The 11,517-nt window shown below is 72.6% G+C and carries 11 protein-coding genes; 4 read left to right on the top strand and 7 right to left on the bottom strand.

All coding sequences use genetic code 11. The features are described from left to right. Window positions 1-201 precede the first annotated feature (201 nt). From ACZ7P3_RS15770 to ACZ7P3_RS15760, 3 genes are all read right to left on the bottom strand, one after another. Window positions 202-1,815, bottom strand: a complete 1,614-nt coding sequence (locus ACZ7P3_RS15770; protein WP_472081805.1) for a multicopper oxidase family protein — start codon at window positions 1,813-1,815, stop codon at window positions 202-204. Between the two features lie 124 nt (window positions 1,816-1,939). Beyond that, the gene (locus ACZ7P3_RS15765; protein ID WP_472081803.1) at window positions 1,940-2,662 is read right to left on the bottom strand and encodes a 2OG-Fe(II) oxygenase; all 723 of its coding nucleotides are present in this window, start codon (window positions 2,660-2,662) and stop codon (window positions 1,940-1,942) included. 12 nt (window positions 2,663-2,674) lie between these two features. Continuing rightward, window positions 2,675-3,181 (bottom strand): methylated-DNA--[protein]-cysteine S-methyltransferase, encoded by a 507-nt coding sequence (locus ACZ7P3_RS15760; protein WP_472081801.1) that lies wholly within the window; start codon window positions 3,179-3,181, stop codon window positions 2,675-2,677. Window positions 3,182-3,345: 164 nt separating this feature from the next. On the opposite strand from ACZ7P3_RS15760, the gene ACZ7P3_RS15755 reads away from it, so the two are divergent. From ACZ7P3_RS15755 to ACZ7P3_RS15745, 3 genes are all read left to right on the top strand, one after another. Further along, window positions 3,346-3,585 (top strand): hypothetical protein, encoded by a 240-nt coding sequence (locus ACZ7P3_RS15755; protein WP_201837833.1) that lies wholly within the window; start codon window positions 3,346-3,348, stop codon window positions 3,583-3,585. A gap of 3 nt (window positions 3,586-3,588) precedes the next feature. Beyond that, window positions 3,589-3,966, top strand: a complete 378-nt coding sequence (locus ACZ7P3_RS15750; protein WP_472081799.1) for a toxin Doc — start codon at window positions 3,589-3,591, stop codon at window positions 3,964-3,966. Between the two features lie 487 nt (window positions 3,967-4,453). Beyond that, window positions 4,454-6,100, top strand: a complete 1,647-nt coding sequence (locus tag ACZ7P3_RS15745) for an RICIN domain-containing protein (RefSeq protein ID WP_472081797.1) — start codon at window positions 4,454-4,456, stop codon at window positions 6,098-6,100. Window positions 6,101-6,169: 69 nt separating this feature from the next. Here ACZ7P3_RS15745 and ACZ7P3_RS15740 read toward each other — a convergent pair whose 3' ends face one another. The 4 genes from ACZ7P3_RS15740 to ACZ7P3_RS15725 all read right to left on the bottom strand — a co-directional run bounded on the left by ACZ7P3_RS15740 (window position 6,170) and on the right by ACZ7P3_RS15725 (window position 10,635). Continuing rightward, complete coding sequence (locus tag ACZ7P3_RS15740; protein WP_472081795.1) at window positions 6,170-7,339, bottom strand: lactate 2-monooxygenase; 1,170 nt, start codon at window positions 7,337-7,339, stop codon at window positions 6,170-6,172. Window positions 7,340-7,654: 315 nt separating this feature from the next. Continuing rightward, window positions 7,655-8,326: a cyclase family protein gene (locus ACZ7P3_RS15735; protein ID WP_472081793.1), complete on the bottom strand. Its 672-nt coding sequence runs from the start codon at window positions 8,324-8,326 to the stop codon at window positions 7,655-7,657. Then, the gene (locus ACZ7P3_RS15730) at window positions 8,323-9,915 is read right to left on the bottom strand and encodes a purine-cytosine permease family protein (RefSeq protein ID WP_472081791.1); all 1,593 of its coding nucleotides are present in this window, start codon (window positions 9,913-9,915) and stop codon (window positions 8,323-8,325) included. The genes ACZ7P3_RS15735 and ACZ7P3_RS15730 overlap by 4 nt, the downstream gene beginning before the upstream one ends. 156 nt (window positions 9,916-10,071) lie before the next feature. Then, window positions 10,072-10,635: a hypothetical protein gene (locus ACZ7P3_RS15725; RefSeq protein ID WP_472081789.1), complete on the bottom strand. Its 564-nt coding sequence runs from the start codon at window positions 10,633-10,635 to the stop codon at window positions 10,072-10,074. A gap of 336 nt (window positions 10,636-10,971) precedes the next feature. On the opposite strand from ACZ7P3_RS15725, the gene ACZ7P3_RS15720 reads away from it, so the two are divergent. Beyond that, window positions 10,972-11,406 carry a protease inhibitor gene (locus ACZ7P3_RS15720; RefSeq protein ID WP_472081787.1) on the top strand — a complete coding sequence of 145 codons (435 nt, stop codon included), beginning with the start codon at window positions 10,972-10,974 and terminating at the stop codon, window positions 11,404-11,406. The last annotated feature ends 111 nt before the right edge of the window (window positions 11,407-11,517 follow it).

Raw genomic sequence — 11,517 nt, 5'->3', positions numbered from 1 at the left:
ACGGCACGGCTCCGGGGGCCCTGGTACGGCAAGGTTCCGGGGCGCCCGCGCGGCCCGGTTCCGGGGTGGCGCCGCCGGCCGCGGAGGCACCCCGCCCCACGGCTCGCACGCTCGACCCGTCACCGGTGCCGGCGGTGTCGTCCCGCGAAGCGGCCCCGCCGGCAAGGCCCTCCCCGGGGGCGGCTCCTTCGGATCAGCCGGTCATGTGCGGTATCCGAGGACGGTCATCATGCCGCTCTCCGAGTGGTACTGGTTGTGGCAGTGGAGCATCCACAGCCCGGGGTTGTCGGCGTCGAAATCCGCGACGATCTTGCGGTGGGGGAGGATGATGGAGGTGTCCTTGCGCGCCCCGGACGCGTTCAGACCGGTCAGCGCGAACGTGTGGCCGTGCAGGTGCAGCGGGTGCCACATGTCGGTGGCGTTGACGAGGGTGAGCCGTACCCGCTCGCCGGCCCGGACCGGGTGGCGGTGGCGGACGTCGTAGGTCTGGTGGTCCAGACCCCAGTCGTACCTCTTCATGGTGCCGGTGAGCCTGATGCGCATCTCGCGGTCGGGTTCGCGGTCCTCCAGAGCCACCGAATCGTGCGGCACCAGCCGACGGGCGGGGACGACCATCCCGTCCAGCTCGTCCGGGCGGACGCCCGCGGGGGGAAGGCTTCTCGCCTGGTTGGTGCGCAGGACGGCGAGGGCCTGGCCGTTCTTGCCCTCGGCCAGCGCGACGAAGGGGAAGACGCCGTCCTTGGCGGTGACGAGGACGTCGTAGCGCTCGGCCATGCCGATCAGGAGGGCATCGGTCTCCTTGTGCTCCACGGGATAGCCGTCGGTGTGCGTGACGGTCATGGCGTGGCCCTCCAGTGCGACACGGAAGGCGGTTTCGGAGCCGGCGTTGATGATGCGCAGCCGGATGCGGTCGCCGGGACGGCACCGGAACTCCGAAGGATGGGTGGCCATACGGCCGTTGACGAGGTAGATCGGGTAGTTGACGCTCCCGGCCTCCCCGTGCAGCATGCGGCTGTGGGAGCCGTGCAGCACGCGGGAGGGGCCCGTTGCCCTGCGGGACGACGCCCTGCTGGCGGCCATGGGACCGTCGTGCCCGGACCCCATGCCCATGCTGCTCATGTTCATGCCCCCGCTCGGCATGAGCTGGTGGAGCACCCGGTCGGGGGTGGAGCCGTCCACACCGTCGAGCCAGTCGTCCAGGACGAGGATCCATTCCTTGTCGTACTTGAGGGGTTCCTTGGGGTCGTCGACGATGAGGGGCGCGTACAGACCGCGGTCCGGCTGCATTCCGACATGGGAGTGGAGCAGGTAGGTCCCCGGATGGGAGACGGTGAAGCGGTAGGTGAAGTCGGCTCCGGCGGCGATGGCCTGCTGGGTCAGACCGGGGGCGCCGTCCATGTCGCAGCGCAGGCGCACGCCGTGGGAGTGGAGCGTGGTGGTGTCCGGGAGCCGGTTGGAGAGGGTGAGGCTGAGGACGTCACCGGCGGTGACTCGCACCAGCGGCCCGGGCAGTTGCTCGTGGTAGGCCCAGCTCTGCACATGCCGCCCGCCCAGGTCCAGCGTGGCCTCGGCGGCGGTGACCTTGAGCATGCGCACCGGACCGGTGCCGCGTTTGCGCTCGGCGGCACGGACCTCCGGACCCGACGGGTCGACATATCCCTTGGGGCCCGGGGGAACGAAGTCCTTCTCGCCGGCCGCCGTGACCTCGGGGCCGGAGCGGGCGCGGGAACCGGAGTCGGTGCAGGCAGCCAGGAGTCCCGCTCCGGCAGCAACGATCGGGGCTCGGAGTAGGGTACGCCGCGAAGGTGTGTGCATGTAGGAAATAAGACACGTTTTGTTCTGATATCCGATGGATCTGCGGCGGCGCGTCTGGTGATGTGATGTCCGGCGCCGGTGGGCCGCGGACGCCCCGGCGGCTTCAGCAAAGGCCTCGGCGGCTTCAGGCGGCGTCGTGGAACACCAGTCCCAATGTGCGCCGCCGTCCGGACCGTACGGTGCTCACCCCGTGCCGCATCGCCCCGGCCGACCAGCCGCGACGCGTGCGCACCGGGCGGTCCCGGGTCGTGAACACCAGGCCGTGGCCCTGCCGCAGGACGCTCGCGGTCCCCCGCGACTGGGCGCGCGGCCGCTGTTCCACCATCAGGAACTCGCCACCGGTGTAGTCGGTACCGTACGCGTCCAGGGCGATCACCACCTGGAGCGGGAAGACCAGTTCGCCGAACACGTCCCGGTGCAGGGCGTTCCAGTCCCCCGGACCGTAGCTGAGCAGGATCTGCGCCGACCGGTCCTGCCCGGCCGCGTGGCAGCGCTCCAGCCATGCGTCCAGGGAGTCGGGCCAGGGCGCCGGGCGGCCCAGGCGTTGCGCCCAGTCCCGGGCGACGGGGAGCAGGCGCGGGTAGAGGGCGGCGCGCAGTGCGGCCACCGGGCCGGGCAGGTCGTGCGTGAAGTAGCGGTACGTACCGGACCCGAACCGGTGCCGGGCCAGGTCGACGGTGGTGCGGAACAGGTCCGGCTCCTCGTACAGGGCGGCCAGCCCGGCGCATTCGCCGGGCGTCAGCAGGGGGCCGGTGGGGGCGCTGCCGTGCTCGTCCAGGCCGGCCGCGAGCGCGGTCCAGTCGGTGCCCGCGGTGCGGCGGCGGGCCTCGGCCCGGGTGAGATCCATGACGTCTCCCCTTCAGACGAGGGCCGGCTGCAGCGCACCCTCGTGGGTGAGCAGCCACACCTTGCGCTCCACCCCGCCGGCGTACCCGCGCATCGAGCCGTCCGCGCCGATCACCCGGTGGCAGGGGCGCACCACCAGCAGGGGATTGGCGCCGAGCGCCTGTCCCACCGAGCGGATCTCGGCCCGGGACACGCCCAGCCGCGCGGCCAGCTCGCCGTAGCCGGTGGTGGTGCCGTAGGGGATGTCCTCCAGTGCCTGCCACACCCGCTGCTGGAAGGGGGTGCCGGTGGCGGCGAGCGGCAGCCGGAAGCGGGTGAGGCGGCCGTCGAAGTACGCGTCGAGCTGACGGCGCACCTCGGCGAACGCCCGGTCGTCGCGGTCCTGCGCACGCACCGTGGGCGCGCCCCGTTGCCCCGGCAGGGACACCGAGGCGAGAGTGAGGCCGCCGGACAGCTCACCGGTCAGCAGCAGTTCTCCGAGCGGGCTCGCGCAGGTGGTGTGGACGGTGTGCGTGGTCATCGGGTCCTCCGGGTTCTCGTCGGGTCCGCTGTCGAGTCTGCTGCGCCGGCCGCCCCGTCACCGGCGGAAATCGGACCTGGCCCTGAGGCCCTGCAGGTACCGGAGCGGAGAGGGCCTGACCTGCTCGTATTTACGGGTAAGTACCCGCGCGGTACCGTGAGGGCATGCCAGCTCTCAATGTGGAGTTCAGCGAACGCGAACTTGAGGACCTGCGCCAGATCGCCAAGGAGCGCGGTACGTCGATGAAGGCGCTCGTGCGCGAGGCCGCCGCCGCCGACATCGCCCGGCACCGCGCGCTGCAGGAGGGCGCGGAGGCCTTCCGGCGCTTCTTCGCCGCCCATGCCGAGGAGTTCGCGGCGGCGTTCCCCGACGACGAGCCCCCCGCCCGGGGCGAGGCCGCCTGAGTGATGCCCTCCGTCATCCATATCGACGTCCCGTGGCTGCTCCAGCGGCACGAGGAGGTCCTGCCCGACCAGCCCACGGTCGACGACTTCTCCGCGCTGGTCGCCGCCGTAGCCCGGCACCGTGTCGACCCGCCCCGGCTCGGCGTGGACTCCGATCCCGCCTGGCGGGCCGCCGCCCTGCTGCACACCCTCGCCGTCCTCAAGCCGCTGCCCGCGTCCAACGCCCGCTTCGCGTGCGCCACCGCCGTGGCCTACATGTTCACGAGCGGCGTCGGCATCGACCCGCCCTACGGCGCCCTCGTCGACCTCGCCCGCGATCTGCTGGCCGGCAAGACCGACGTGTACGGCGCGGCCGACCGGCTCCGTTCCTGGCAGATCTGACACCGCCCGGCCGACGGGGGAAGCCGCCGGGGCCGCCGGCCGGAAGCGGGAGGAACGGGCCGGCGGCCGGCTTCGCGCAGGAGAGCCGCCGTCCCGCGCAGGCCTTCCGAGAAGGGCCGGACCCAGTCCACTCCCGCGGGCACCTGCCCCGGGAGCGTGCGCGGACCACCGGCGCGTGCGTGCCCTTCACACGGGGCACAGGCAATGCCGCACGGGGCGCGGGCAATGCGGAAAACCGCCGTACCGGACCTGGCCCTGCACGTGATTTCTGACTTTCTTTCAAACCTGTTGATGTCCTACGTGCGCCTTGTTGCGTGTGTGGAAGTTGTGCAAGGGTTGAAACACTCGTGCGGGGGATAATGCCCGGGGTTCTTTCGGCAGTTGGGGAACCGTACCGCCACGGCACCGCCGAATTCCCGCGTCCCGCACGCGTTCCCGAGGTACGCACCAACGCGCCACACGCATACGCATCAAAGGAATCCGCTCCGTGCCCACCCCCCACCCCCCTTGTCCGCCCTACCCGCCCTCCGGCGGCGATCCCGCAGAGTCCGACGAGTCCGTCGCCGCACCGCTGCGCGCCGGCTCCGACGCGGAGGCCGCCCGGTCCGCCGCGCTGTTGATGGCCCGGCACTGGCGCCCGGCGCAGGACTACGCGGTCATCTGCCTGGCCGCACCCGGCCCGCTCGCCCACATGGTCACCGCCACCGCCTTCCACCAGGTCCTCGACCGGCTCGCGCTCGGCGAACCGGCCGAGGCGCTGCGGCCCCGTCTGCTCGTGGCCGTCCGGGACACGGTCGTGAACTGGTCCGCCACGGACCGCATAGCCGCCGTGCTGCCCGGACTCCGGAAACCCGCCGGGGGACGCGGTATGCGCACCGCGCAGTCCCTGATACCGGAAAACCGCGCGCTCTCCGAACGTTCATTCCAAGGACTTCCCCGGATCGAACAGGCGTTGCTGTGGCACACCGAGGTCGAGGCCGAGCCGATAAACATCCCCGCGGGGTTGCTCGGCATGGACACCGACAGCGCCGCGCTTGCACTCGAACAAGCCCGCGAGAAATTCCGGGAAGGCTGTGTCCGTGCACACCGGGAACTCGCGCCGAGTACCGACTGCCGCCACTACAACCGTCTGCTCGACGGGCCGATCCGCCGGGGCGGCGCCCTGCTGCCGGACGTCCAGCAGCACCTCGCCGCCTGCCCCTACTGCCGGCACGCCGCCGAGCAGCTCGGGCAGATCGAGGCCGGAGTCGGCGTGCTGCTCGCCGAAGCGGTCCTCGGCTGGGGCGCCCGCCGGTACCTCGACTCGCGTCCGGGCCGCCGAGGGCCTGGCCCCGCCCGCACCCGCAGCACCTCCCGGCGCTCCGGCGGGCGTCGGCGCGGCGGCGGCAAGCACGGGCTGCTCGCCCGGGTTCCGGTGCCCGCGCCGCGTGCACAGGGGGCCGGCCGGGCCGCGCCACGGGCCGGCTGGTCCTCAAGAGCGCTGCTCACCGGCGTCGGCGTCGCCTCGGCCGGGCTGCTCGCGGCCGTCCTGGTGATCAGCGTCCGGCCGGACGGCGGCGGCACCGACTCGGTCGCCTCCACGGGCTCGGCTCCCGGCACCGGCACCCCGTCCCCGCCCGCCACGGCGCCCGGGTCGGCCGGCCTGCCCTCGGCCGGCCGGCCGACCCGGCTGCACAACGCCGCCGCCGGCCTGTGCCTGGACATCAAGGGCAAGCCCGCCGCCGGCGCGGACACGGTGCTCGCGGTCTGCTCCGCCGCGCCGACGCAGCAGTGGACGTACGACGCCGACGGACTGCTGCGCAGCGCGGCCGACTCCGGCCTGTGCCTGGACTCGCACGCCGACGCCGGCGTGGTCATCCTCGGCACCTGCTCCGACGCCGGCGCGCGGAGGGGGGACGATGTGCGCTACGACCTCACCGTGCCGGGCGAGTTGCTGCCCCGCTGGGACGAGACGCTCGCGCTCGCCCCGGAGAGCGAGGAGGCGGGCGCCGGCATCGTCGTCAAGGTCCGGGACCGCTCCGCCGGGCAGCGCTGGTTGACCGACGGGCCGACGGCCAGTCCCGGCTCCCTGTCGATCGCCGGTACCGGCGGCCCCTCCGCACGGCCGGCGGAGCTGCCCGGGACGGGCACATGACGCCCGGGCAGCGCGTCCCGCCGCGGTCCGACGGCGACAGCGGAGCTGCCGGCGGGACGCGGCCGGACCTCACACGGGTGACTCGACGAGGTCGTCCGCGGTGACCGTGGCGGGCGTGGCGTGCCCCGACAGGGCGAGGGTGAGGTCCAGCTCCGCGAGGACGCAGCGGATCACATGCTCGACGCCCGCCTGCCCGTCCAGGCCGAGCCCGTAGACGTAGGGGCGCCCGAGCAGGACCCCCCGGGCGCCGAGCGCGAGCGCCTTGAACACGTCGTCCCCGGTGCGCACCCCGCTGTCGAACAGCACCGTCAGCCGGTCGCCGGCCGCGGCCGCGACCCGGGGCAGCGCGTCGGCCGCCGCGACGGAGCCGGCCACCTGCCGGCCGCCGTGGTTGGAGACCACCACCCCGTCCATCCCGGCGTCCGCGGCGAGCCGGGCGTCGTCCGGGTGCAGGACTCCCTTGAGGACGATCGGCCCGTCCCAGTGCTCCCGCAGGAAGGCGAGGTCGGGCCAGGTGTGGCCCGCGTCCCCGAACAGGCCGAGGAAGTGCATGACGGCGGCGTTCGGGTCCTCGTGCACGGGCTTGGCGAGGCCCGCCCGGAAGGCGGGGTCGGTGAAGTAGTTGGCGGTGCCCACCCCGTGCAGGAACGGCAGATAGGCCTGGTCCAGATCGCGCGGCCGCCACGCCAGCAGCGGCGTGTCCAGCGTGACCACCAGCACCGTGAATCCGGCGGCCTTCGCACGGGCGAGGAAACTGCGGGTCACCTCGCGGTCCTTGCCCCAGTACAGCTGGAACCACCGCTCGGCGTCCCCCATCACCTCGGCCACCTGCTCCATCGGCGTGCTGGAGGCCGAGGACAGGGTGTACGGCACACCCTGCGCGGCGGCCGCCCGGGCGACGGCGGACTCGGCGTCCGGATGCATGATCGATATGGTGCCCACCGGTGCCAGTGCCAACGGCGCCGGCAGGGCACGGCCCAGCACCTCCACCGACAGATCGCGCTCCTGCACGTCCCTGAGCATGCGCGGCACGATCCGACGCCGGGCGAGGGCGGCGCGGTTGGCGCGGGCGGTGCTGCCGTCGCCCGCGCTGCCCGCCACATATCCCACCGGGCCGGGCCCGAGCCGGTGTTCGGCCAGTTCCTCCAGGCGGGTCAGGTCCGTGGGCAGCCGGGGCACGGCACCCGTCGTCCCGTTCAGATAGATCTCGTACTGGAAGTCCGCCCAGTGCTTGGCCATCCGGCCCTCCCGCCGCTCGTCGCTGAGATGCGCTGCAGGCAGACGATACGGGCCGGTCGGCGCGGTGCACAGGCGCCCTCGGCCACGGGTGACCGCCTCGCACGGGACGGTGGCGAGCCCGTGGGGCACGGAGGACACGGGCCGGTGACCGGTCTCCGGCTCCACCAGCTCCAACGTGCCGGTTCGACCCGCCAACTCCACGTCATGGAAGGGAAGTTGAGCATTCCGGTGCCGGACGGGAGGGCCCCGTGGGTCGGCGCGTGCCCCCCCACGTGGCCCTCGTGCGGCCGGCCGCGTGGCCGGCCCGCCCGGCGCTCAGCCGACCCGGGCCACCGCTCGCACCGGAGCGCCGTCCGCCCCCGGGAGCCGCAGGGGGAAGAGGAACACCTCGACCTCGGCCCTGCCCACCAGCCGTTCCAGCCCGGTCAGGTTCTCGGCGATCACCCCGCCCGCACCGCACAGCACCCGGTGGGCGGGCAGGCCGAGTCCGGTGTGCGGATCGTCCGGCTGCGGAGTCGGGTCGACGCTGAGCGCGTCCACCGCCACGGTCCGGGCGCCGGCCGCCACGACGGCCCCGGCGGCCTCGGGTGTCAGCCAGGGGTGGGCGAGGTACGCGTCGCTGCCCCAGTACGCCGACCAGCCCGTGGCGAGCAGCAGCAGCGCGCCGGGCGTCGCCGCGAGCCGGTCGAGCGCGGGGGCCAGCAGGGCCGGCGTGATCGGCGACCGGGCGGGCAGCCCCCGGACGTCGGCCACGACCGCGGGCCCGGCGAACCGGTCCAGCGGCAGCTCGTCCAGGCGGGGCCAGGCGTCGTCGACGTGGTACGGCGCGTCGACGTGGGTGCCGGACTGCGAACCCAGGTGCAGCGCCAGCACGTTGACGCCGTCGGCCGGCGCCCGCAGGGCGGGGGAGAGCGTGACCTCCGGGTCACCGGGATACACGGGCATCCCGGTGACCACGGGCACCGACAGATCGAGCCAGCCGCTCATCGTCCGCCCTCGGCCGCGAGCACGGTCGGCATCTCGTCCGCCGGAGCACCGGGACCGGTGACCGGCGGCACCGGCACCTCGACGGTACGGGCCAGCCGCGGGCCCTTGGGGCCGTACGCCGCCCGGGGTTCGGGGAACAGCCGCAGGAGTGTCAGGAACAGGACGGCGGCCACCGCGAGGGACAGCGGCAGGCTGATGTCGACCCCGTTCGCCAGGTCGCCCAGCGGCCCGACGAACTGGCCCGGGATGTCCGTGAACAGCACGCCGATCAGCGCGGACACCCACCAGGCGGTCATGCCGCGCCAGTTCCAGCCGTGCGCGAACCAGTAAGGGCCGCCGCGCTGACGGCGGTTGAAGACCTGCAGCGCGTCGGGGTCGTACCAGCCGCGCCGGGTGTAGAAGCCGAGCATCATCACGACCATCCACGGCGTGGTGCAGGTGATGATCATCGTGGCGAACGTCGAGATGGACTGCACGAGGTCGAGGCCGAACCGGCCGATGAAGATGAACGCGACGGACAACAGCCCGACCAGCAACGTCGCCTGGACACGGGACAGCCTCGGGAACACCGAGGAGAAGTCGAGGCCGGTGCCGTACAGCGAGGTCGTGCCCGTCGACATGCCGCCGATCAGCGCGAGCAGGCACACCGGCAGGAAGAACCAGCTCGGCGAGATGGCCAGCAGCCCGCCGACGAAGTCGGGCGCGGCCGGGTCGACGTACTTCGGCGCCTCGGCCGCGATGATGCTCGCGGTCGCCAGGCCGAAGACGAACGGCAGCAGGGTCGCGATCTGGGAGAGGAAGGCGGCGCCCACCACCGTGCGGCGCGGGGTGGCGGCCGGGATGTAGCGCGACCAGTCACCGAGGAACGCGCCGAACGACACCGGGTTGGACAGCACGATCAGCGCCGAGCCGATGAACGACGGCCAGAACATCGACTGTGTCGCCGCGTCCGCCGAGGCCGTGAACACACCGGCGTACGACGGGTCGAAGTCACCGGCGAAGGCGATCGCGCCGAGCAGGAACAGCACGGTCGCCGAGGTCACGGCGATCTTGTTGACGAACAGCATGAACCGGAAGCCGTACACGCACACGGCGAGGACCAGCCCCGCGAACAGTGCGTACGCGACGACGTACGACAGGGTGCTGCGTTCCAGGCCGAACAGCCGGTGGGCGCCGCCGACCAGGGCGTCCCCGGAACTCCACACCGAGATGGAGAAGAAGGCGATCGCGGTGAGCAGTGAAAGGAACGAGCCGACCACCCTGCCGTGCACGCCCAGGTGCGCGGAGGACGACACGGCGTTGTTGGTGCCGTTGACCGGGCCGAACACCGCCATCGGGCACAGGATCAGGGCGCCTGCGACGACACCGAGGACGGTGGCCGCCAGTCCCTGCCAGAAGGAGAGCCCGAAGAGGATCGGGAAGGCGCCGAGGACGCAGGTGGAGAAGGTGTTGGCACCGCCGAAGGCGACCCGGAAGAGGTCGAGCGGGGTCGCGGTGCGGTCCGCGTCGGGGATGCGTTCGACGCCGTAGGGCTCGACCTCGGTGAGGGACGGCGGCGCGGTGGGGGAGTCGGGGGGCTGAGGGGTCAAGGAGGGCTCCAGCGAGGTTGCGGCGGTGGAGCGCTTGGTGGCGCGGCGATGGTGAACGACCGCCGGCGCCGTGGGGGTGTGCGACGCGGGCGGGAGCCGTCCTGGAGGGGTCTGCCGACGGTACGGCGCCGGCGAAGACCCCTGCCAGAGGACGATTCATCCATCTGTGCCGTCGTCGGTGGAGGAATCGGCCACCTCCTCGGCGTCCGGCCCCTGGGCCCGGACCCGCTGGACGTGTTCCAGGGAATCGCGCAGCTCGGTCAGCCAGTCGTCGGTGTGGCGCTGGACCAGCCGTACGCACCAGGCGAGGGCGTCACTGCGGCTGCGCGCGACGCCCCCGGCGATCAGGGTGTCCAGAACCTGTCGCTCGGGCTGCCGCAGCCGGGTCATCACCGGCGCCGCCACATGGGTGAACAGGGCCCGCTCCGTGCCGCACACCACGCCCCACGACACCTTGCGGCGGAACCGGTGTTCGGCCTCGCGGGCCACTTCGATGCGGGTCTCGCGCGTCCGCTCCCGGAACTCCTGGATCCGCGCCTGTACGGCGGCCTCCCGCTCGGCGTCCGAGGCGCCGCCGGCGAGCCGGGGCTCCGGGACGCGCCCGATCACGGTGATCTCCTCGCGGTCCGCGGTCACCTCGACCAGTTCCTCGAAGAGTTCGTCGGGCAGCCGGCCGGCGAACCAGCCGCGCAGCTGCTCTTTCTGCTCCGCTGTAATCATGTAATCAGGATTACTCCGTCGTCTTCATGAACGCAAGGAGTGGTGAAGGGGTCGTGAAGGGGTTCGCTGTGGGGTGAGGGCGGAATGTTTCAGGCCTATTAACGAGGCGGTCTTTTTCGGCCATGGGATCGCTCTCAGCGATCAAGAACCGCTCGGTTGTGCGGTCGAAGCGTTCGGATTCCGTGACTTCACGCCACTGATTCAACACGCAAGGTTACTGAAAGCTGTGGGTTGGATGTGTGTTTCGACGGCGGACTCGGCAGAGTGGCGCACGCCGCTCCGGCGCCGACCGGGCCCGGGCCGGCACTCGTCTATTCGAGCGGAAGGATGCATACAATGCGGAACACCGCGCGCTGGGCAGCGATCTTGGGCCTCGCGGCCACGACCGTCTGCGGTCCCCTGATCGGGGCCGCCGCCGCTGCACCGGACGCCGCCCCGTCGTCGCTCTACGCCCCCTCGGCGCTGGTGCTCACCACCGGCCACGGCGACAACGCGGCCACGGCCACTCCGGAGCGCGCCGTCACCCTGAACTGCGCCCCGACGGCCTCCGGAACCCATCCGGCAGCGGCCCAGGCCTGCGCCGAACTGCGCGGCGTCGGCGGCGACTTCGCGGCCCTCAAGCCCCGCGACGACGTGTGGTGCACCAAGCTGTACGCCCCCGTCGTGGTCACGGTGCAGGGGGTCTGGCAGGGGCAGCGCGTCTCCTATGAGCGCGTCTTCGGTAACACCTGCGTGAAGGACGCGCTGAACAGCAGCGTCTTCGCGTTCTAAGACCGGGATCGCGCGGTCTCCGTAGCGCCGGATCAGGTCCGCAACTGGGGAGTGCGGCCCCCTGGAGCGGGGATCTGCGATCTCGCACCGGGACTGGTGGGCGGAGTGGGG

It is taken from the genome of Streptomyces sp. NPDC107581 (assembly GCF_055657175.1).
The sequence above is the reverse complement of the archived record's forward strand: the minus strand, read 5'-3'. Positions and strand labels throughout refer to the sequence as shown.